Annotated in this window: 20 protein-coding genes; 16 read left to right on the top strand and 4 right to left on the bottom strand. The window is 64.9% G+C overall.

Going from position 1 to position 21,920, the window contains the following annotated elements; all coding sequences use genetic code 11:
- The first annotated feature begins 136 nt into the window (after positions 1-136).
- The 5 genes from CIT37_RS21905 to CIT37_RS21885 all read left to right on the top strand — a co-directional run bounded on the left by CIT37_RS21905 (position 137) and on the right by CIT37_RS21885 (position 5,222).
- Complete coding sequence (locus CIT37_RS21905) at positions 137-412, top strand: hypothetical protein (protein WP_038946669.1); 276 nt, start codon at positions 137-139, stop codon at positions 410-412.
- Positions 413-627: 215 nt separating this feature from the next.
- Positions 628-1,848: an LL-diaminopimelate aminotransferase gene (locus CIT37_RS21900; RefSeq protein ID WP_028144802.1), complete on the top strand. Its 1,221-nt coding sequence runs from the start codon at positions 628-630 to the stop codon at positions 1,846-1,848.
- A 29-nt stretch (positions 1,849-1,877) separates the two neighbouring features.
- On the top strand, positions 1,878-3,194 hold the full coding sequence (locus CIT37_RS21895; protein ID WP_028144801.1) for a homoserine dehydrogenase: 1,317 nt from the start codon (positions 1,878-1,880) through the stop codon (positions 3,192-3,194).
- Between the two features lie 162 nt (positions 3,195-3,356).
- Positions 3,357-4,358 carry a class II fructose-bisphosphatase gene (gene glpX / locus CIT37_RS21890; RefSeq protein ID WP_018323059.1) on the top strand — a complete coding sequence of 334 codons (1,002 nt, stop codon included), beginning with the start codon at positions 3,357-3,359 and terminating at the stop codon, positions 4,356-4,358.
- Between the two features lie 144 nt (positions 4,359-4,502).
- Positions 4,503-5,222: a haloacid dehalogenase type II gene (locus tag CIT37_RS21885; protein ID WP_095424228.1), complete on the top strand. Its 720-nt coding sequence runs from the start codon at positions 4,503-4,505 to the stop codon at positions 5,220-5,222.
- A gap of 32 nt (positions 5,223-5,254) precedes the next feature.
- Here CIT37_RS21885 and CIT37_RS21880 read toward each other — a convergent pair whose 3' ends face one another.
- Positions 5,255-5,908 carry a TetR/AcrR family transcriptional regulator gene (locus CIT37_RS21880; protein ID WP_028144799.1) on the bottom strand — a complete coding sequence of 218 codons (654 nt, stop codon included), beginning with the start codon at positions 5,906-5,908 and terminating at the stop codon, positions 5,255-5,257.
- A gap of 176 nt (positions 5,909-6,084) precedes the next feature.
- Between CIT37_RS21880 and CIT37_RS21875 the strand changes: the two genes are divergently transcribed.
- Together CIT37_RS21875 and CIT37_RS21870 are read left to right on the top strand one after the other, a co-directional pair.
- Positions 6,085-7,287, top strand: a complete 1,203-nt coding sequence (locus CIT37_RS21875; RefSeq protein WP_049801653.1) for an efflux RND transporter periplasmic adaptor subunit — start codon at positions 6,085-6,087, stop codon at positions 7,285-7,287.
- A gap of 5 nt (positions 7,288-7,292) precedes the next feature.
- A complete protein-coding gene (locus CIT37_RS21870; protein ID WP_095424227.1) occupies positions 7,293-10,439 on the top strand; it encodes an efflux RND transporter permease subunit in 3,147 nt (1,048 codons plus the stop codon).
- Between the two features lie 47 nt (positions 10,440-10,486).
- Here the strand turns inward: CIT37_RS21870 and CIT37_RS21865 are convergent, their stop codons facing one another.
- Entirely contained in the window at positions 10,487-11,458 is a 972-nt protein-coding gene (locus tag CIT37_RS21865; RefSeq protein ID WP_095424226.1) for an MBL fold metallo-hydrolase, read from the bottom strand.
- Between the two features lie 222 nt (positions 11,459-11,680).
- Entirely contained in the window at positions 11,681-12,346 is a 666-nt protein-coding gene (locus tag CIT37_RS21860; RefSeq protein ID WP_038970218.1) for a GntR family transcriptional regulator, read from the bottom strand.
- Between the two features lie 120 nt (positions 12,347-12,466).
- Between CIT37_RS21860 and CIT37_RS21855 the strand changes: the two genes are divergently transcribed.
- From CIT37_RS21855 to CIT37_RS21815, 9 genes are all read left to right on the top strand, one after another.
- A complete protein-coding gene (locus CIT37_RS21855) occupies positions 12,467-13,261 on the top strand; it encodes an enoyl-CoA hydratase/isomerase family protein (protein WP_028144794.1) in 795 nt (264 codons plus the stop codon).
- A 9-nt stretch (positions 13,262-13,270) separates the two neighbouring features.
- The gene (locus tag CIT37_RS21850; protein WP_038946676.1) at positions 13,271-14,530 is read left to right on the top strand and encodes a CaiB/BaiF CoA transferase family protein; all 1,260 of its coding nucleotides are present in this window, start codon (positions 13,271-13,273) and stop codon (positions 14,528-14,530) included.
- A 50-nt stretch (positions 14,531-14,580) separates the two neighbouring features.
- On the top strand, positions 14,581-15,573 hold the full coding sequence (locus CIT37_RS21845) for a Bug family tripartite tricarboxylate transporter substrate binding protein (RefSeq protein WP_038946677.1): 993 nt from the start codon (positions 14,581-14,583) through the stop codon (positions 15,571-15,573).
- A gap of 297 nt (positions 15,574-15,870) precedes the next feature.
- Positions 15,871-16,353, top strand: a complete 483-nt coding sequence (locus CIT37_RS21840; protein WP_028144791.1) for a tripartite tricarboxylate transporter TctB family protein — start codon at positions 15,871-15,873, stop codon at positions 16,351-16,353.
- A 10-nt stretch (positions 16,354-16,363) separates the two neighbouring features.
- Positions 16,364-17,899, top strand: coding sequence for a tripartite tricarboxylate transporter permease (locus CIT37_RS21835; protein WP_095424225.1), 1,536 nt, complete (start codon positions 16,364-16,366; stop codon positions 17,897-17,899).
- Positions 17,896-18,900 carry a 4-hydroxythreonine-4-phosphate dehydrogenase PdxA gene (locus CIT37_RS21830; RefSeq protein WP_095424224.1) on the top strand — a complete coding sequence of 335 codons (1,005 nt, stop codon included), beginning with the start codon at positions 17,896-17,898 and terminating at the stop codon, positions 18,898-18,900. Before CIT37_RS21835 ends, CIT37_RS21830 begins: the two co-directional genes overlap by 4 nt.
- Positions 18,901-19,033: 133 nt before the next feature.
- Positions 19,034-19,249, top strand: coding sequence for a hypothetical protein (locus CIT37_RS21825; RefSeq protein ID WP_081494253.1), 216 nt, complete (start codon positions 19,034-19,036; stop codon positions 19,247-19,249).
- A gap of 134 nt (positions 19,250-19,383) precedes the next feature.
- Entirely contained in the window at positions 19,384-20,445 is a 1,062-nt protein-coding gene (locus CIT37_RS21820; RefSeq protein WP_095424223.1) for a glycosyltransferase family 4 protein, read from the top strand.
- Positions 20,446-20,457: 12 nt separating this feature from the next.
- The gene (locus tag CIT37_RS21815) at positions 20,458-21,456 is read left to right on the top strand and encodes a L,D-transpeptidase family protein (RefSeq protein WP_095424222.1); all 999 of its coding nucleotides are present in this window, start codon (positions 20,458-20,460) and stop codon (positions 21,454-21,456) included.
- 37 nt (positions 21,457-21,493) lie between these two features.
- On the opposite strand, the gene CIT37_RS21810 is transcribed toward CIT37_RS21815, so the two are convergent.
- A complete protein-coding gene (locus CIT37_RS21810) occupies positions 21,494-21,910 on the bottom strand; it encodes a cupin domain-containing protein (RefSeq protein WP_028144786.1) in 417 nt (138 codons plus the stop codon).
- Positions 21,911-21,920 lie beyond the last annotated feature (10 nt).

Genomic DNA, 21,920 nt, shown 5'->3' with positions numbered 1-21,920 from the left:
GGCCGCACCGCTCGGCTTGGTGGGCAATGGCTGTTTTCTCGCTCGCACCATTTGGGCAGCAATGGTTTGAGCTTGGGCGCGGTCTTGGGTAAGGTTGCCCGGGGCCGTGCTTTGGGACGAGTAGGGGATTTCCCAAGTGTTGGCGTTGTGGGACCTGCAAAAGACGCTGCCGATCCGCGGCGCGCTGCTGATCGCGGCGCTCGCCGTTGGCGGCTGCTCGAGCCAGCTCGCGGATATGACCCCCGCGGACGCGCAGGCGCATCCCAGGGAGCCCGGCACCTACCTGCCGGTGCACGACCTGCCGCCGGATCGTGATCAAGCGGTCATCCCGCCGGAGCAGCGCGCCAAGATCGAGGCTGAGCTCGCCGCAGCGCGCGATCGCCAGGCCGTCGCCGGCAAGGATGCGAAATGAGCCGCTCCAAGGTAATCGCTGGCGCCCCCGCCTTGCCGTGCTAAAAGACCACGTTCAGCCGAGAGTCAGGGCGAACGACTTCAGTCTTCGTCGTCGATGATTGCTCTAAGCATTTGATTTTGAGTAATTTTCACGGCGAAAATGGACGCCTTTCCGAAGCGCCGTCCTGGCCTGTCGATTCTGTCCTGACCGGTTGCCCCGGAGCCCAGAGAGCCATGGAAGAATTTTACCGCATCCGCCGCCTTCCGCCTTACGTGTTCGAGCAGGTCAATCGGGCCAAGGCGGCCGCGCGGAATGCCGGCGCCGATATCATCGACCTCGGCATGGGCAACCCGGATCTGCCGGCCCCGGCGCATGTGCTTGAGAAGCTGAAGGAGACGCTGGGCAAGCCGCGCACCGATCGCTACTCGGCGTCCCGCGGCATCCCCGGACTGCGCCGGGCCCAGGCCGGCTACTACGCCCGCCGCTTCGGCGTGAAGCTCAACCCCGACACCCAGATCGTCGCGACGCTGGGCTCGAAGGAAGGCTTTGCCAACGTGGCGCAGGCGATCACCGCGCCCGGCGACGTCATCCTCTGTCCGAACCCGAGCTACCCGATTCACGCCTTCGGCTTTTTGATGGCGGGCGGCGTGATCCGCTCGGTGCCGTCGGAGCCGACGCCGCAGTTCTTCGAGGCGGTGGAGCGGGCGATCGTGCATTCGATCCCCAAGCCGCTGGCGCTCGTCGTCTGCTATCCCTCGAACCCGACCGCCTATGTCGCGAGCCTGGATTTCTACAAGGACCTCGTCGCGTTCGCGAAGAAGCACGAGATCCTGATCCTGTCCGATCTCGCTTATGCCGAGGTCTATTTCGACGAGAACAATCCGCCGCCCTCGGTGCTCCAGGTGCCCGGCGCGATGGACGTCTCCGTCGAGTTCACCTCGATGTCGAAGACCTATTCGATGGCCGGCTGGCGCATGGGCTTTGCGGTCGGCAACGAGCGCGTGATCGCAGCGCTCGCCCGCGTCAAATCCTATCTCGATTACGGCGCCTTCACGCCGGTGCAGGTCGCGGCGACCGCCGCACTGAACGGTCCCGACGATTGCATCAAGGAGATGCGCGACACCTACCGCAAGCGCCGCGATGCGCTGGTGGAATCGTTCGGCCGCGCCGGCTGGGAGATCCCGCCGCCGGAGGCCTCGATGTTCGCCTGGGTGCCGCTGCCCGAAGCCTTCCGCAGCGTCGGCAGCATGCAATTCGCGACCCTGATGGTGGAGAAATCCGGCGTTGCGGTCTCGCCCGGCGTCGGCTTCGGCGAGCATGGTGAAGGATATGTCCGCATCGCCATGGTGGAAAACGAGCAACGGATCAGGCAGGCCGCGCGCGGCGTGCGACGCTTCCTTGAAAGCGGCATCGAAACGTTGCACAACGTCGTTCCGCTCGCCAATCGGCGTTAAGTTCTCTTCGGCAGGTTTTCTAAGTCATCATGGTTGCACCCCTGAAAGTGGGCATAGCGGGGCTCGGCACCGTGGGCGCCGAAGTTGTCCGTTTGATTGAAACGCAGGCCCGCGTGCTCGCAGGCCGCAGCGGCCGCGGTATCCGCGTCGTCGCCGTCACCGCGCGCTCGAAGGCGAAGAAGCGCGGCATCGACCTGCGCGGCGTCGAATGGGTCAAGGATCCGTTGGCGCTGGCCACGCATCCCGGCATCGATTGCTTCGTCGAGCTGATGGGCGGCGCCGGCGATCCCGCGCTGTCGGCGGTCGAGGCCGCGCTCAGCGCCGGCAAGTCAGTGGTCACGGCAAACAAGGCGCTGCTCGCGAAGCACGGTTTGAAACTGGCAAAGGCCGCTGAAAAGCACAGCGGTGCGCTGAATTACGAGGCAGCCGTCGGCGCCGCGATCCCCGTCATCAAGACGTTGCGCGAGGGTCTTGCCGGAACCGGCATCAACCGCGTCTATGGCATCCTCAACGGCACCTGCAATTACATCCTGACCCGGATGGAGCAGGAAGGCCTGTCCTTCGCCGAATGCCTCGCGGATGCGCAGCGGCTCGGTTATGCCGAGGCCAACCCGTCCTTCGACGTCGACGGCCATGACACCGCGCAAAAACTCGCCATTCTCGCCAGCCTCGCTTTCGGCACGAAAGTTGCTCAAAGCGCGGTGTATGTCGAAGGCATCTCCTCCATCGCGCCGGAAGATCTGCGCGCGGCGGCCGATCTCGGCTACCGCGTCAAGCTGCTCGGCGTTGCGGTGCGCACCGCCAAGGGCATCGAGCAGCGCGTGCATCCGACCATGGTTCCGAAATCCTCCTCGATCGCGCAGGTGATGGGCGTCACCAATGCGGTCACAATCGACGGCGAGGGCATTCCGCCGATCACGCTGGTCGGCCCCGGCGCCGGCGGTGCCGCGACGGCATCCGCCGTCGTCGCCGATATCGCCGATGTCGCGCGCGGAATCCGCGCCAATCCGTTCGGCCGGCCCATTTCTCATTTGCGCGACACCAAGAAGGCGCCGATGGAGCGGCACGAGGGCGGCTATTACATCCGCCTTCTGGCGCGCGATTTCCCCGGCACCGCGGCTGCGATCGCGACGCGGCTGGCAGAGCAGAAGATTTCGATCGAGTCGATCGTGCAGCGTCATCCCAATGGCGGCGCTGCGCCAGCCGACGGCAAGGCGGTTCCTGTGCCCGTCATCCTGATCACCTACGCGACGCATGAGGACGCGGTGCGCCGCGCGCTCGCCGCCGTGCAGAAGGACAAGGTGATCAGCGGACGGCCGCAGGTGATCCGGATCGAGAAGAACTGAGCATGTCCCGGATCCGAAGGACCGCGCCAGCACATAGTGCGAAGCGGTTTTCCGGAAAGGTCATGCTGAAACAATGAGGCGGTTTGAACGAACGAACCGTGGGCGTTGAGAGTTGATGCGGGCAGAGACTTCTGTCCAAAACCGTTTCGAAGGAGTGAGCCGATGTCGACCCATATTTCAGTCCCCCCGCACGCGTTGCTCGAGCGCATCCTCACGCTGGAGATCGTGCGGGTGACGGAGCGGGCGGCGGTGTCGTCGGCGCGGCTGCGCGGGCACGGCAACGAGAAAGCGGCCGACCAGGCTGCGGTGGATGCGATGCGCCGCGAGCTCAACAAGCTCCCGATCGAGGGCACCATCGTGATCGGCGAGGGCGAGCGCGACGAGGCGCCGATGCTCTTCATCGGCGAGAAGGTCGGCCTGAACGCCGGCCCGCAGGTCGACATCGCGGTCGATCCGCTCGAAGGCACCACGCTGTGCGCCAAGAACATGCCGGGCTCGATTGCCACCATGGCGATGGCCGACGGCGGTACGCTGCTGCACGCCCCCGACGTCTACATGCAGAAGCTCGCGATCGGGCCGGGCTACAACAAGGGCGTCGTCGATCTCGATGCAACGCCGGCCGACAACGTCCGCCGTCTCGCCAAGGCCAAGGGTGTCCAGCCCGACGGCATCACGGTTCTGGTGCTCGATCGTCCGCGCCATGCCAGCATCATCGAGAGCGTGCGCTCGACCGGCGCCGCCGTGCGCCTGATCACCGACGGCGACGTGGCCGGCGTGATCCATTGCGCCGACCCCGATAACACCGGCGTCGACATGTATCTCGGCACCGGCGGCGCGCCGGAAGGCGTGCTCGCGGCCGTGGCGCTGCGCTGCATCGGCGGCCAGATGCAGTGCCGTCTCATCCTCGATTCCGACGAGAAGCGTGAACGCGCCGCCAAGATGGGCGTCAACGATCCCAAGATGATCTACGGCATCGAGGACATGGCGCGCGGCGACTGCCTGTTCGCCGCCACCGGCGTCACCACGGGCTCGCTGCTCTCGGGCGTCAAATTTCGCAAGGACGGCGTGATCGAGACCGAGACGGTGGTGATGCGTTCGGTCACCGGCACCGTGCGCTACATCAAGGCCGAGCATCGCGAGCTTGCGAAGTTCCATCTGGACTAAGTAGGGCATAACAACTGCCCGTCATTCCGGGGCGACGCAAAGCGTCGAGCCCGGAATCCATAACCACGATCGGGAGTATGGATTCCGGGCCTGCGCCTAACGGCGCATCCCGGAATGACAACAAGAACAATCACGGGAAGCGCCATGTCCGAACTCTCCGCCGTCAAAGCCCTTGTCTTCGACGTCTTCGGCACGGTTGTGGACTGGCGCACCAGCCTCATCACCGACTTCATGTGGTGGAGCAGGCAGCGCGGCATCAGTGCCGACTGGGCGGCGCTCGTCGACGGCTGGCGCGGCATGTACATGGCCTCGATGGACGATGTGCGCAAACATCCCGAGCGCGGCTATGTCATGCTGGATGATCTGCACCGCCGCTCGCTAGAGAAGCTGGTCGCGCAGTTCGCGATCAAGGGCCTCACTGACGCCGATCTCGATTATCTCACCAAGGGCTGGCATCGCCTCAATCCCTGGCCAGACAGCGTCGCGGGCCTCACCCGGCTGAAGTCGAAATTCGTGATCTCGCCGCTATCGAACGGCAATGTCGCGCTGCTCACCAACATGGCGAAGTTTGCCGGCCTGCCGTGGGATCTCGTCATGTCGGCCGAGCTGTTCGAGCACTACAAGCCCGATCCGGAAACCTATCTGGGCGCAGCAAGGCTGCTCTGCCTCAAGCCGGAGGAGGTGATGATGGTCGCCGCCCACAACGGCGATCTCGCGGCGGCGCAGAAGAACGGCCTGAAGACCGCGTTCGTCGCACGGCCGACGGAGTACGGTCCGCTCCAGAAGGTCGATTTCGAAGCCACCGGCAAGTGGGACATCGTCGCCAAGGACTTTGGCGGGATCGCCGATAGGCTCGGCTGCTGACCTTCTTCCAAGCCGAGCGAGGCGGCTCACGCTTATTCGTCGGCCGCACAGAAGGTTGCAATGGCAAGATCGATCCGCCGGTCCAGGGCGCGGCGATTGAACTTGAATGCGGTGTCTGTCAGCAGCCTGAAATGATCGTGGCTGAACACCATGCCGAACAGCATTTCGGCAATGAGGCGGAGCGGCACGCCCTCAAAACGGGGCTCCAGGCGAACTGCCTTCAGTAGCTCGACGATATGCTCCGTGCCGCTTTCCATGATGACCTCGGCGAACATACGCCCCAGCTCCGGGGACGCCTGACGTTCACCGATGATCAAACGCTGCAGGGCGATCTCGCCAGGCGACAGCGCGACGTTGGCCGCCTCGCGCAGCATGTTTCGAAGCCGGATCACTGGTGATCCTTCCGAAGGGGTGTCTGCGTAATCGGCTTCCGGCAAGCTGCGCAGCAGCATGGCGCGGAACAGCTCGGTCTTGCTCTCGAACAATTTGTAGAGCGTCTTCTTCGACATCCCGGCGGCACCGGCGATGTCGTCCATCGTCGTCGCGGCAAACCCTTTGCTGGTGAAGGTGTCCTTCGCCGCCGCCAGCAATTGCCTCATGCGAGCGTCGGGGGCGGGGCCCACGGTCGGCTTGGTCCGCTCCGACGGCGGAGCAATGCGCCTCTGACTGCTGGCTTCTTTCGCCATGGACGTACCCGCTTGAATTTGAGCTGCTTCACGACTGCTTGAACGCCGTTGTGCAGGCAGCCTAGCACTTGACTTCAGGGAAGGAAACTACCAAGTTTCCCAATGGAAACTGAATAGTTTCCAAATGTTTCCGCGCGATGCCCTTCAGGGGCCGCAACTTACCCATGGATCGTCTCATGCGTTCCCCGATCGTCCGCGCTGTTCCCTTGATTGCCCTGCTGCTTGCCGCTTGCGGGGAGCAGAACCCGCAAGCGGCATTGCAGCAGATGGTGCCAGAGGTCGGCATCATGACCCTGAAACCGCAGGAAGCGAAGATCTCGACGGTGCTGCCGGGCCGCGTCGTCGCCTACCAGGTTTCCGAGGTCCGGCCGCAGGTCACGGGCATTCTGCTCAAGCGCGACTTCGTGGAAGGCGCCGAGGTCAGGGAAGGCGACCTGCTCTATGAGATCGATCCGGTGCAGTACAAGGCGGGCTTGGCCAGCGCCGAGGCCGCGGTGCAGAGGTCGGAGGCAACGCTCGTCAGCGTCAAGCTCAAGGCCGCGCGCAAGACCCAGCTTCTGCAAACCAATGCGGCGAGCCAGCAGGATGTCGACGATGCGGTCGCCGCCTACAAGCAGGGCGAGGCCGACGTGAAGGCGGCGGAGGCCAACCGCGACACGGCTGCGATCTCGCTGGATCGCACCAAGGTCACGGCCTCGATCTCGGGCCGGATCGGCAAGTCGAGCATCACGCCCGGTGCGCTGGTCACCGCCAGCCAGGCGACCGCGATGACGACGATCCAGCAGCTCGACCCTGTCTATGTCGACCTCGATCAGTCGACCTCCGAGATGGAACGCCTGCGCAACCAGATCGCCAGTGGCCGGCTTAAGCGTCCTGCCGAAGGCGTGCAGGTCGAGCTCTTGATGGAGAGCGGCAGGGCTTACGGCCACAAGGGCAAGTACGGCTTCACCGATGCCAGTGTCAACGAGAGCACCGGCTCGGTCTCGTCGCGCGCGGTCTTCGCCAATCCCGAGCGGGCGCTGCTGCCGGGCATGTATGTGCGCGCCCGCGTCGTCGCCGGCGTGGACACGGCCGCGATCCTGGTGCCGCAGCGGGCGGTCTCGCGTAATCCGCTGGGGCAGGCGGTGGCGATGTTCGTCGACAAGGACGGCAAGGTCGAGCAGCGGACGCTGGAACTCGGAGAGGACGTCGGCAGCAACTGGCTGGTGCGCTCCGGCGCCAAGGCGGGCGACCGCCTGGTCGTCGAGGGAACGCAGAAGGCTCGCCCCGGCGCGCCGGTCAAGACCGTCGAGGTCGCGGTCGATCCCGCAACCGGTCTTGCCGTGAATCCGACGCGGCAGGCCGACGCGCGGCCTGCAGCCGCCACAGCCGAGCAGTAACCGTCATGTCCCATTTCTTCATCAAGCGGCCGATCTTCGCCTGGGTCATCGCCATCCTGATCATGCTGGGCGGCGTGCTCGCGATCATGCGGCTGCCGATCGCGCAATATCCGCAGATCGCGCCGACCGTCGTCACGATCACGGCGACCTATCCCGGCGCCAATGCCGAGACCGCGGAGAACTCGGTGACCAAGGTCATCGAGCAGAACATGACCGGTCTCGACTATCTGCAATACATGTCGTCGTCGAGCACCTCGACGGGCCAAGTGCAGATCTCGCTGACCTTCACCAACGGGGCCGATGCCGACATCGCCCAGGTGCAGGTGCAGAACAAGCTGCAGCTTGCAACTCCGCTGCTGCCGCAGGTCGTGCAGCAGCAGGGCATCAAGGTCGTGAAGTCCTCGGCGAGCTTCTTGATGGTGCTGGGTTTCGTCTCCGAGGACGGTCGGCTTGCCGCCAGCGACATCGCCGACTACGTGGCCTCCTCGGTCAACGATCCGATCAGTCGCGTTGCCGGCGTCGGGCAGGTGACGTTGTTCGGCGCCGAATACGCCATGCGCATCTGGCTCGATCCCGACAAGCTGGCCAAATACAATCTGATGCCCAGCGACGTGACCGCGGCGATCCAGACCCAGAACACGCAGGTGACCGCCGGCCAGCTCGGCGGCCTGCCGTCTGTCGGCGGCCAGCAGCTCAATGCCACCATCACCTCGCAGAGCCGCCTGCAGACGGTCGAGCAATTCAAGGACATCATCCTGCGCACGGCCACGACCGGTCAGACGGTCCGTATCGGCGACGTCGCGCGGGTCGAGCTCGGTTCGAAGTCCTATGATTCCGCCGCGCGCTACAACGGCAAGCCGGCCGCGGGCATGGGCATCAGCCTTGCGACCGGCGCCAATGCGGTCGCGACCTCGGAAGCGGTGAAGGCGCGCGTTGCCCAGCTCAGCGCCACCATGCCGGAGGGGCTCCGCGTCGTCTACCCCTACGACACCACGCCCTTCGTCAAGCTGTCGATCGAGAAGGTGATCCACACGCTGTTCGAGGCGATCGCGCTGGTTTTCGTCGTGATGTTCGTGTTCCTGCAGAGCTGGCGCGCCACCATCATTCCGACCATTGCCGTGCCGGTGGTGCTGCTCGGGACCTTCGGCGTGCTCTCGCTCGCCGGCTATTCCATCAATACGCTGACGATGTTCGCGATGGTGCTGGCGATCGGCCTCCTGGTCGACGATGCCATCGTCGTGGTCGAAAACGTCGAGCGCGTGATGGCCGAGGAGCAGCTTAGCCCGCGCGAGGCGACCGAGAAATCCATGCGCGAGATCACCGGGGCCCTGGTCGGGATCGGCGTCGTGCTCTCGGCCGTCTTCATCCCGATGGCGTTCTTCAACGGCTCGGTCGGCATCATCTACCGGCAGTTCGCGCTCACCATCGTCACGGCGATGCTGCTGTCGGTGCTGGTCGCGCTGATCCTGACGCCGGCTTTGTGCGTCACGATCCTGAAGCCGCCGCAACACCATGGCGCGCAGCGCGGCTTCTTCGGCCTGTTCAACCGCGGCTTCGACCGCATGGCCGACGGTTATCAGCGCACCACGGGCGCCGCGATCAGGCGCATCGCCGGGGTGATGATCGCCTTCGCGGCGATCGTCGCCGGCATGGTCTTGCTGTTCCAGCGGCTGCCGAGCTCGTTCCTGCCCGACGAGGACCAGGGCACGATCATGACCCTGATCCAGCTCCCGGTCGGCGCGACGTCGACGCGCACGCTCGACGTGATCAAGCAGGTCGAGCATCAATATCTCGACAACGAGAAGGATGCCGTCGACGGCGTGTTCGCGGTCAGCGGCTTCAGCTTCGCGGGGCAGGGGCAGAATGTCGGCCTCGCCTTCGTCAGCCTGAAGCCGTTCGACGAGCGCAAGAGTCCTGCGGCCTCGGCGCAGGCCGTGGCCGGCCGTGCCATGGGGGCGTTCATGAAAATCCGCGACGCCATGGTGTTCGCGGTGCTGCCGCCGTCGATCCCCGGCTTCGGCAATGCCGGCGGATTCGACGTCTATCTCCAGGACACCGGCGGCAACGGTCACGAGGCGCTGATCCAGGCGCGCAACCAGCTGCTCGGGCAGCTCGCGGCGGACAAGCGCGTGGCGCAGGCCCGGCCGAACGGTCAGGACGATACGCCGCAATTCAACCTCGACGTCGACCAGGCCAAGGCCACCGCGCTCGGCGTCAACCTCAGCGATCTCAACACCACATTGTCGGCGGCCTGGGGCGGGGCCTATGTCAACGACTTCATCGACCGCGGCCGCGTCAAGCAGGTCTATGTGCAGAGCGATGCGCCGTTCCGCATGGATACCAGCGACATCGGCCGCTGGTATGTGCGCAACGCCTCGGGCTCGATGGTGCCGTTCTCGGCGGTCGCTACCGATCGCTGGAGCTTTGGCTCGCCGCGCCTCGAGCGCTACAACGGCGTTGCCGCCGTCGAGTTGCAGGGGCAGGCGGGGCCGGGCATCAGCTCGGGCGTTGCCATGCAGGCGGTGGAGGAGCAGATGGCCAGGCTGCCCAAGGGCTATGGCCACGAATGGACCGGATTGTCGTTCCAGGAACGGCTCACCGGCAGCCAGACGCTGTATCTCTATTCGATCTCGCTGCTGATCGTCTTCCTGAGCCTTGCGGCACTCTACGAGAGCTGGTCCGTCCCATTCGCGGTGATGCTGACGGTGCCGATCGGCGTGCTCGGCGCGCTGCTCGCGGCGACGCTGTTCAGCCAGGCCAACGACGTCTATTTCCAGGTCGGTCTGCTCACGACGATCGGTCTTGCCTCGAAGAACGCGATCCTGATCGTCGAATTCGCGCTGGAGCAGATCGCGGCCGGCCGGAGCCTCGTCGATGCCACCCTGCACGCGTCACGTCAGCGCCTGCGCCCGATCCTGATGACCTCGCTCGCCTTCATCCTCGGCGTGTTGCCGCTGGCGGTGGCGACCGGCGCCGGCTCGGCCAGCCAGAATGCGGTCGGCATCGGCGTCGCCGGCGGCATGATCGCGGCGACCGTGCTCGGCATCTTCTTCGTGCCAGCCCTGTTCGTGCTGGTGAAGCGGATATTCCCCGGTGCCCGGGCGGACGTCGCCACCTCGAATCTTCCTGGGGTCGCGGAGCCCGCGGAATAGGAGCAGTCATGGTCCGGGCGGCGCACGCGCCGCCCGGACCTGACGAGCTACAAGGTCATCTGCATCGGTTCGGGATAATAGTGGAAGCCTTCACCGGCCTTGGCGACATGGCCGTAGCCCGGCCAGGCGAAGTGATAGGACATCACCGGGGTCTTGTTGGCCGCAAGCATCGTCAGCAGTTTGACGCGCGATTCCGCGGCCTGCTTCGGATCGGTGTCGTAGGAGAATTCCATGCGCGGCCGCTCGAGCAGCAGCACGGAATGGTGCGAGAGGTCGCCGAGGAAGGCGAAGGACTTGCCGGCCGACGACACCAAGAAGATGGTGTGGCCGACGGTGTGACCGGGCGCGGAGATCGCCTGCACGCCCGGCAGGAATTCCTGGCCGTCCTTGAAGAACACGATCCGGTCACGGACCGGCAGCAGGTTCTTGCGGGCGTGAACGACGAAGTCCTTGGCCGGACTGCCGAGCTTGCCTTCGTCGGTCCAGAAGTCGAAATCGGTCTGCGAGATGTAGATCTGCGCGTTCGGAAACAGCGGCTTGCCGCCTTCGTCGACGATGCCTCCGATATGGTCGATATGGGCATGCGAGCACACGACGGCATCGATGTCCCCCGGCTTGATGCCGGCCTCGGTCATGCTCTTCTGTTGCCGGCCGGTGCTGGCGCCGAACATCTTCGATGAGCCCATGCCGGTATCGAACAGGATGAGCTTGTCGCCGGTGTTCACGATCGGCGAGTTCTGTTCGAGCACGACGTTGTCCGGCGACAGGAAATTGTCCGCCAGCATCTTCTTCACCTCTTCCTTGGGAACGCCGGTGAAGGTTCCGGAGGGATCGCCGAGCGGCAGCGGCCCGTCGGACACGACGGTGACCTCGGCATCGCCGAGAACGAAGCGATGCCAGTAGGGCGTCTGAGTGCCGAGCTTGGGTGCCCGCGCCATCGCACTGGTGCCGAGCATGGCGCTGGCACCAAGGCCCGCTCCGAGCGTGAGAAGAGACCGACGGGAGACATCGATTGTCATGCGTTTCCTCCGCTTTTGTCTTTTGTTTTGCGCGATTGTTCGCGCGTTGGGACCGGCCTGATCGGGCCACGCGGCCGCAGGTCGGCAGAGAAGTATGCTGCTCCGGCCGCGACAAGCTAGCAAGTGGAATTAGTGCGCAGATTCACGCGGAGCGAGAACGAGCTGCCGGGCGGGAAGGCCACGTGTGACGCACTCACTGGCCAGGACAACGCGAATTGCGCCTTACGCAATTTTCAGCGTGAGATCGTTCCCCTCCGTCTCGGCAAAACCCGCCTGCAAGACCTCTTCGCGCTTGTGGCGGAGATGCGCGCGCAAAATGTGGGAGAGGCCGAGGCCGTCGCGGCGCTGGAGCGCGTTCAGGATGGCGTCATGCTCCTTCACGGCGAGCGCCCAGCGCTGCGGCGTCATCGGCGTGACGTAGCGCGCGCGCCGGATGCGCGCTGTCACTGATGTGTAGAGCCCCGCGAGCACGGGATTTCCGGCTGCGGTGACGATGGCCTCGTGGATGGCGCGATTGCCGCGGTAGTACTGGATCAGATCGCCGTCGCGATAATGCAGCACCATGGCCGCATGCGCGGCGGCGATCTCGTCGATCTCGGCGTCCGTGATGCGTTCGCAGGCGAGCTCGCCGGCGAGGGCCTCCAGGCCCTGGCAGACCTCGAACAGGTCGCGCATGTCCTTGTCGGTCAGCTTTGCCGCGCGCGAGCCGCGATGCGGCAGCAACTGCACGAGGCCTTCGGCGGCCAGCACCTTGAGTGCCTCGCGCAGCGGCGTGCGCGAGATCTCGAGCCGTTCACATAGCTCGCGCTCGGGAATCCGCGCGCCAGGCGGAATTTCGCCATCGAGCAGGATGGCCCGGATACGGCCGACGACGTCCTCGTGAAGCATGGGGGACTAGCACTCCAATTTGAATGCAAAACTGGGGTATTCGATCGATATTTCGAAGTTCCAGCTTGCTAATCGCAGATTTTGCATTCAAAAATGTAAAAAACAAGAGGATATGAGGAAATGGACCGGGCGGTAGGGGCAGACGACCTCGTTTTTGAATGCAACGACGGCATCGGGCGGATCACCTTCAACCGCCCCCAGGCCCGCAACGCCTTCACTTTCGCCATGTACGAGCGGCTCGCCGCGATCTGCGAAGAGGCCAACAGCGATCATGCGATCAAGGTGCTGGTGCTGCGCGGGGCCGGCGACAAGGCGTTCGCCGCGGGCACCGACATCAACCAGTTCCGCGAGTTCAAGTCGCCGCAGGATGCGATCGACTACGAGAACCGTATCGATCGCGTCCTGACCACGCTCGAACAGTGCCGGGTGCCGACCATCGCGGCGATCAACGGGTTCTGCACCGGCGGGGGCGCCGGCATCGCCGCGGCCTGCGACCTGCGCATCGGCACACGCAGTGCCCAGATTGGATTCCCCATCGCCCGGACGCTCGGCAATTGCCTGTCGATGTCCAATGTCGGCCGTCTCACCGCACTCATCGGTGCCGCGCGCGTCAAGGACCTGATCTTCACCGCACGTCTTGTCGATGCCACGGAGGCGGCGAGCGTCGGACTGCTCGGCGAGATCGTCGAGGATCTGGCTGCGCTGGACCGGCGCGCCGACGAAGTGGCCCGGCTCGTCGCCAGTCATGCGCCGCTGACGCTGAATGCGACCAAGCAGGCGGTCGGCCGGCTGCAACAGCGGCTGACGGGAGACGAAGGCGAGGATCTCATCCTGATGTGCTACACGAGCCAGGATTTTCGCGAAGGGCTCGATGCTTTCCTCAACAAGCGCGCGCCGCAATGGCGCGGCCAATAGGACGCCCCGATGCAAAGCGATCGATCGCAATCCAACTCTCGCCGTTCGGGACCGCTGGCCGGCCTCAGGGTCGTCGACCTCACCCATGTCATGGCCGGGCCGACCTGCACCCTGATGCTCGCCGACATGGGCGCCGACGTCATCAAGATCGAGAAATCGCCGAACGGCGACGACACCCGCCATTCGGTACCGCCGAAGATCGGCGAGGAGGCGGCCTCCTTCCTGATGATGAACCGCAACAAGCGCGGCATCGTGCTGGATCTGAAGACCGAAGGCGGCAAGCAGGTGCTGCGGCGGCTGATCGCTGATGCCGACGTGCTGGTCGAGAACTTTGCGCCGGGCGCGATGGAGCGCCTCGGCTTCGGCTACGAGGCGATGCACGAGCAATTCCCGGCGCTGATCTACTGCTCGCTGTCGGGCTTCGGCCGCACCGGTCCCTATAAGCATCGCCGCGGTTTCGATCTCGTCGCGCAGGCCATGAGCGGCATCATGAGCTTCACCGGCGAACGGCCGGATGGTCCGCCCGTCAAATGCGGCCCGCCGCTGTCCGACATCACCGCCGGCCTGCTCGCAAGCATGGGCATTTTGGCTGCCTATACCCATCGCCTGAAGACGGGCGAGGGGCAGTGGGTCGAGACCTCGCTCTATGAGGCCGCACTGGTGCAGACCTATTGGCAGTCGACAATTGCGCTCGCCGCGGGCACCGCGCCGCGCGCGATGGGCTCGGCGCATCCGCTCAACGCGCCGTATCAGGCTTTTGAGGCCTCGGACGGCTGGCTCGTGGTCGGCGGCGCCAACAAGAAACATTGGCTCCTGATGCTGGAAGCGCTCGGCGCGAGCGAGCTCGCCGCCGATCCGCGCTTCGTCAACGGTTCCGATCGCATGGCGAACCTGAAGGAGCTCGAAGCCGTCCTGAGCGAGCGCTTCCGCACGAAGTCGCGGGCGCATTGGCTCGCGGCGCTGGACGAGAAGGGCGTGCCGTGCGGCCCAGTTCACGACATGCTGGAAGCGCTCAGCGATCCCCAGACGCTGGCGCGCGAGATGGTCGTCGAGGTCGAGCATTCCACGCTCGGCCCGGTGAAGACGATCGGTCTGCCCGTCAAGTTTTCGGAGACCCCAGGCAAAGTCCTCTCGGGCGCGCCGGTCTATGGTGAGCATACGAGCGAGGTGCTGGCCGAGTACGGGTTCGACCAGAAGCAAATCGAAGCGCTCGAAAAAGAAGGCGCAATCGTCTTAGGCGCAGGAAGACGCGAGGAACGCGTCGCCTGACCGGGCGTCGATACGACAACGATAAAAGGTAAAATCCGCTGGAGGAAATCATGGGTCGGACGTCGATATTCTTGCTCTCCGCAGCCGCGACGATGCTCGCCGGCACGATGCCGGCGCTCAGCGCCTGGCAACCGCAAAAGCCGATCGAGTTCGTGGCCACCGCCGGACCGGGCGGCGGGACCGACAATCTCGCCCGCGCGGTGCAGAACATCATCACCAAGCACAAGCTGACGGAGCAGCCGATCGTCGTCGTCAACAAGGGCGGCGGCAGCGGCGCGGAAGGCTATGTCTATGGCAAGGCCTCCGCCGGCGATCCCTACAAGGTGATTTTCGGCACCTCGAACGCCTGGCAGCAGCCGCTCGTCTCCAAGGTCGCCTTCAACTACACCGATCTCACGCCCGTAGCGGCGATGGCGCAGGACGAGTTTTTGCTCTGGGTCAAGCAGGACGCGCCTTACAAGACCGCGGGTGACTATCTGAAGGCGGCCGGATCGGGCGAGTTCAAGATGGGGGGCGCCCAGTCAAAGGACACCGACGAGGTGCTGACGCGCATGATCGAGAAGGCCGGCAAGGTCAAGCTGACCTATATCCCCTTCAAGAGCGGCGCCGAGACCGCCGTGCAGCTCGCCGGCGGACATCTCGATTCCCACGTCAACAATCCCAGCGAAAGCCTCGGGCAATGGCGCGGCGGCACGCAGCGGCCGCTCTGCGTTTTCAGCCCGAAGCGGCTGCCGCAGGGGGCCAAGGTCACCGCGACCGAAGGCTGGGGCGATGTTCCGACCTGCGTCGAGCAAGGGCTCGACATCAAGCAATATGAGCAGCCGCGCACCGTGTGGCTGCCCGGCAAGGTCACGCCGGACCAGGCCGCGTTCTATGTCGACCTCATGAAGAAGGTGCAGGCGACGCCGGAGTGGAAGGACTACATCGAGAAGACGTCCCAGGTCGACACCTTCCTGACGGGTGCCGAGTTCGACAAGTTCATCAAGGAGGATCTCGAGCACGTCAAGCAGGTGGCGGGCGAGCAGGGCTGGCTCGTCAAGTGAGGCGGGGCGCATGCAGCGGGGGTGACGATGTGGGCAGGGCTTCCCGCAGCATGTCGACCATCATGCCAAATCCGCCGCTGTCGTCCCTGCCTAGCGCGCAATTGCGCGCGGAGGCGCAGGGACACATACCGCGTGATCTGTCGAGAAGTGTCGGTCGCTGTACCGACGTGACCTTGAGTCTTCGTCAAATTCCTCCCTGGGGTTATGGGTCCCTGCGTTCGCAGGGACGACACCGAGCGCCGGGGAAGGATGCGTGGCTACAGCGGGCAATTGCCCGACCTCTGAGCGGAGCCCCCCATGATCTCGCGCCGCGCGCTTGAACTTGCGACCGCCGTCCTCACCGGCGGCTTCGGTGTCGCCGTCGTCGTCTCCAGCTTCGACAACGGCATCGGCTGGTCGAGCGCGGGCGTCGATGCCGGCACGTTTCCGTTCCTGACCGGCATCGTCATCGTGCTCGGCAGCCTCTACAACCTGGTGCGGGGCGTGTTGCCGGTTGCGTCCCTGGCAAACGTTCCCATCGCGATCACGTCGATCGAGCTGCGCCGGCTTGCCGGCCTGTTCGTGCCGGCCGCGATCTTCGTGGCCGCGATCCCGCTCGCCGGGATGTACGTCGCCTCGGCGCTCTATGTCTTCGCGGTGCTGGCGATCCCCAGACATCAATCGGTGCCGCGCGCGCTGGGGATGGCGGCGGCGACGGCGCTCGCGCTCTACGTCGTGTTCGAGCGCATGTTCCAGGTGAGCTTGCCGCACGGCGCGCTCGCAGCCGCCTTCGGGTTCTGACGGAGGGCCGATGGACAATCTCGGGGAACTCCTCCATGGCTTCAGCATCGCGGTCACCGTGCCGCATCTGGTGCTGATGGTCGTCGGCGTGCTGCTCGGCATTCTCGTCGGCGTGCTGCCGGGGCTGGGTGCGCCGAACGGGGTGTCGCTGCTCCTGCCGCTGACCTTCGGCATGCAGCCGGTGTCGGCGATCATTTTGCTCTCCAGCATGTATTGGGGGGCGCTATTCGGCGGCTCGGTCACCTCGATCCTGTTCAACATTCCCGGCGAGCCGTCGTCGGTTGCGACCACCTTCGACGGCTATCCGATGGCGCGTGACGGAAGGCCGACCACGGCGCTCGCCACCGCCTTCGGCTCGGCCGCGTTCGGCGCGCTGATCGGCGTCATCCTGATCACCTTCCTCGCGTCCTGGGTGGCGCAGGTCGCGCTCGCCTTCGGGCCGGCGGAATACTTTGCCGTCTATTTCCTGGCCTTTGCCAGCTTCGTCGGCATGGGCGGCGCCGCGCCGATCAAGACCCTCGTGGCGCTGGCGATCGGCTTTGCGATCGCCGCGATCGGCATCGACACCGTCTCCGGCAGCGTCCGCCTCACCATGGGCGTCGACGAGCTCGTCAAGGGCGTGAGCTTCGTCGTCGCGGTGATGGGCCTGTTCGGCATCGGCGAACTGCTGGTTGCGGTCGAAGAGGAATTCCACGCCCGCGCGGTGTCCTCGAAGATCGACTGGCGCGAGGTGCTCCGCGCGGTCGGCCGCCTGCCGCGGCATGGCGTTGCCTTGCTGCGCAGCGCCGCAATCGGCTGCTGGATGGGGATCACCCCGGGCGGGCCGACCGCGGCGTCCTTCATGAGCTATGGCATCGCCCGCCGCTTCTCGCGCCGGGGCCGCTATTTCGGCACCGGAGAGGTCGAAGGCATCATCTCGCCGGAGACGGCTGACCATGCCGCCGGCACCAGCGCGCTGCTGCCGATGCTTTCGCTCGGCATTCCCGGCTCGGCGACCGCGGCCGTCATGATGGGCGGGCTGATGATCTGGGGCCTCAATCCCGGGCCGATGCTGTTCGTCGACCAGAAGGACTTCGTCTGGGGCCTGATCGCCTCGATGTATGTCGGCAACATCGTCGCCGTCGCCTTGGTGCTGCTGACCGTACCGGTGTTTGCCGCCTTGATGCGGATTCCCTTCGTCGTCATCGCGCCGCTGATCGTCATCATCTGCGTCGTCGGCGCCTATTCGGTGTCGAACTCCTATCTCGATGTCGTCATGATGCTGGGCTTCGGAATCGTCGGCTATCTCTTCAAGAAGCTGTTCTATCCCTTGGCCCCGCTGGTGCTCGCGATCGTCATCGGCGACAAGGCCGAGGATGCGTTCCGGCAGTCGATGCTGATGTCGAAGGGATCGCTCGGGATCTTCGTTGCGAACAAGCTGGTGACATGCCTGATCATGGCCGGCATCGCGCTGCTGCTGCTTCCGCTCGCGTTGCAGCTCGCGCGTCTCTGGCGCAAGCCCGCCCCCGTGACCGAAACGACCGCCCAGGAGAAGGTGATCATATGACCGCAAAGCCGCTGATTGCGTTGGCAATGGGAGATCCCGCCGGCATCAGCCCGGAGCTGACGGCCAAGCTGGTGGCGCAGGACGACATCCGCGCGGGCTGCCGGCTCGTCGTGATCGGTGACCGCCGCATCTTCGAGGAGGGCGCGCGCATTGCCGGCGTCAGGCCGGCGCTGAAGATGGTGGAGCAAGGGGCCGATCTTCGCGCGGCGGGGGGCGAGGCGCTGTTCGTCGATCTCGGCCATCTCGATCCCAAGGAGGTCGAGCCGAAGACCGCGACCCTTGCCGGCGGAAAATTTGCGCTGGCGAACTACAAGCACGCGCTCGAGCTCGGCCGCGACGGCCGCGTCGAGGCGGTCTGCTTCACCCCCTTCAACAAGCAGGCGATGCGGCTTGCCCGCGCCGAGTACGACGACGAGATCGCGTTTTCGGCCGAAGTGGTCGGCCTCAAGACCGCGGCGAGCGAGTTCAACGTGCTGGACCGGCTGTGGAACGCGCGAGTCACCTCCCATATTCCGCTGAGGGACGTTGCTGCAAAGTTGTCCAGCGAACGCATCCATCGTGCGCTCCAGCTGACCGATGCCTGCATGCGCAACGCCGGCTTCGCGCGGCCGCGCATCGCCGTCGCCGGTCTCAATCCGCACGCGGGCGATGGCGGAAATTTCGGCCGCGAGGAGATCGATATCATTGCGCCCGTGGTCGCGGCCGGCCAGCGCGAGGGCATCGCCGCGGAGGGGCCGTTCCCGGCCGACACCGTCTTCCTGCGCGCCAAGGCCGGCGCTTTCGATGCCGTGCTGACGATGTATCACGACCAGGGCCAGATCGCGATGAAGCTGATGGGCTTCGACCGCGGCGTGACCTTGCTCGGCGGCTTTCCATTCCCGATCTGCACGCCAGCGCACGGCACGGCTTACGACATCGCCGGGCAAGGCGTCGCGTCGATCGGAGCCAGCCGGGCCGCGTTGCTGCTCGCCGCGGGGATGGCCGCGCGGCGCGCCGCCTGATTGCACGCACCAGGGAGCAAGCGCTTGCTGCACTCGCCTTGCGGGCAGTATTAGACTTTCGGGAAAAACTGGAAACTTCCGCCGTCGCGACGAGTTGGCGTCCCATGAACATCTTCACGTCGGAGCTGGGAACATGGTCGACGACGGCCCGCTACGAACAGCGGTCGATACCGCATGGTGCGTGTACCGCGCGCGGCATCGCGATGTCGATGCTGCCGACGGCCGTCGCTGCCTGCTCGAGCGCCATCTGCGAGGGAGACGGGAAGCGCGAGAGAGCGACGGCGACGCCCAGGAACTCACGGGTTTCGGGCTTGCCTATCTCGAGCGGCTTTCCGATGACTCATGTTGATGTCGCTTGAGAGACTCCTGTGCCGCCTGGCGCGCGCAAGCGCCAGACCGGCTTGGACGTTGCTCGCGATTTCGAACCTCCTGTCCGCAGCCATCGTGCTGATCGTCCGATCAGCGATATAGCGGCCGGCTATCATGCGCATCGCTCAGCTTGCTCCCCTGGCCGAAAGCGTCCCTCCAAAGCTCTACGGCGGCACCGAGCGGGTAGTCGCCTGGCTGGTCGACGACCTCGTCAAGCTTGGACACCACGTCACGCTATTTGCCAGTGGCGACTCCCGAACGACCGGCAAGCTTCACCCGGTATGGCCACGCGCGCTGCGACTCGGCCGAAAGGGCGCGGATCCCGGGGCGGCCAGCGCGATGCTGCTGGAAGCGATCGCGAAGCGGGCGAGGGAATTCGACGTGATCCACGCGCATGTCGACTGGCTGCCACTGCCGCTGCTCACTCGCCTTGGCGTGCCGTTCCTCACGACCACGCACGGCCGCCTCGACCTGCCGGGGTTACCGGACGTGATCCGGCAATTCCCCGAGGCAAGCTTCGTGTCGATTTCCGATCACCAGCGCTTGCCGCTTCCCGATGCGAAATGGATCGGAACGATTCAGCACGGATTGCCGTCGGAGCTGTTGCGCCCCTCATATGAGGACGGATCCTATCTGGCATTTCTTGGTCGTCTGACCGCCGAGAAGGGGCCGGAGGACGCTATCCGGATCGCGCACGCGGCCCGGATGCCTCTCCGCATCGCCGCAAAGATCCCACGCGCCGAGACCGCCTACTTCAGGAAGCACCTCGAGCCCCGGATCGACGGCGAGAAGATCCAGCTCATCGGTGAAGTCGATGACGTCAAAAAGCAGGCCTTCCTCAGCCAGGCGGCCGCGCTTTTGTTTCCGATCGACTGGCCGGAACCTTTCGGGCTGGTCATGATCGAGGCGATGGCTTGCGGCACGCCCGTGATCGCCTACCGTTCCGGCTCCGTCCCTGAGGTGATCGAACACGGTGTGACCGGCTTCATCGTCGAGAACGAGGAGCAGGCGGTCAAGGCCGTCGACGAACTGGGCAAGCTGGATCGAAGGAAGGTGCGTGCCCGCTTCGAGGAACGCTTCACCGCACGCCGAATGGCGCGGCAGTATGAACAACGGTATCGCGAGCTGGTTGCCGCTGCAGCCCCAGGGTTCAACATGCAACCGCAGGAAACCTGAAAGGAGGCGGCGATGTCCCTGACGAAAACGGGGCAGATTTGCATCTTACTTGTCTTTGCCCTGGCGGCCCCGCCAGCGTTTGCTGCCGAGATGTCGGCGGATGCCGTCAATTCTGCCCAGCCAACGAAGAAGAGCCTTTCGAATGAGAAGCCGACCCCGGCGGGCGTGCGCTTGCAGGTTCTCCTGGATCGGGCGCACTTCTCGCTAGGCGAGATCGACGGCAAGTTCGGAGAGAATGCCAGGAAAGCGCTGCGGGCCTATGCGGAAGCGCGGCAATTGCCGAGTTCCGATACCCTATCGGACGATGTTTGGAAGGCGCTGCAAGCGGATGACCGGCCGGCGACCGCGACCTACACCATCGCCCAGCAGGACGTGGCGGGTCCTTTCCTGACCAGGCTCCCGTCGAAGATGGAAGACATGAAGGACATCCCGAAGCTCGGCTACACCAGCCCGCGCGAAGCGCTGGCCGAGAAATTCCACATGAGTGAGCAACTCCTGGAGATGCTCAACCCCGGGCGCCATTTCGACCGGGCGGGCGAGATTATCGTCGTGGTCAACATTGGCAACGAGGGCAATGGTGCACCTGCCAAGGCCGACAGGGTCGAGGTCGACAAGGTCAGGCAGACGGTAAAGCTGTTCGATAAATCAAATGTCATGATTGGATTCTATCCCGCGACGGTCGGAAGCGAAGACAAGCCTTCGCCTTCGGGCACGCTCAAAGTCACGGAAATCAGCCGCAATCCGTACTATCGCTATAATCCCGACTATCACTTCAAGGGCGTCCGTTCCCGCACGCCCTTCAAGATCAGGCCTGGTCCGAACAATCCGGTCGGCACTGTCTGGATCAACCTGTCGGCTGAAGGCTACGGCATTCACGGCACGCCTTCGCCGGGCAAGATCTCCAAGGCGGAATCTCACGGCTGCGTACGTCTCACCAATTGGGACGCCGAACGCGTCGCGGCGAGCCTGTCGAAAGGCACGCCAGTCGTTTTCGTCGAGAGTCCCAATTGACGCTGGTGGCAATCGCCAGCCGCCTGCCGGTCTGGCGCTACTTCGCGAGAGGCGTCGTCAGCTGCTTGTCGGCCGTATCCACCACGAACACGGCCAGCAGCTTGGCAGGCTCGGTATCGCTGGCGTTCGCGCTGATGCCGTGGCGGTCGCCGGGGCTTTCGGAAAAATTCTCCCCCTTTTGAAAGACCTTGGCCGGGCCGTCATTGACCTGACTGCGGATCGCGCCTTCCAGGACGGTGGCGTAGATGAAGGCGGAGGGCGCGTGGATGTGGGCCGGCGACGAGCCCCCGGGACCATATTCGACCAGCACGCCCTTCATGCTCTTGCCGGGGACATTTGGCAGCGCCTGGTCAAATACGACGGTGACCTTGGCCGATGGTGCTGCCGTCTCGGCCGCATGGACCGTCAGGACAGACGCGGCGTAAACCGCCGTTGCGATCAGCAATCTGCGCATGGGATTTCCT

It is taken from the genome of Bradyrhizobium ottawaense, assembly GCF_002278135.3.
Classification (GTDB): Bacteria; Pseudomonadota; Alphaproteobacteria; order Rhizobiales; family Xanthobacteraceae; genus Bradyrhizobium; species Bradyrhizobium ottawaense.
Note: the sequence above shows the minus strand (reverse complement) of the source record. Positions and strands in the feature narration are given on the sequence as shown.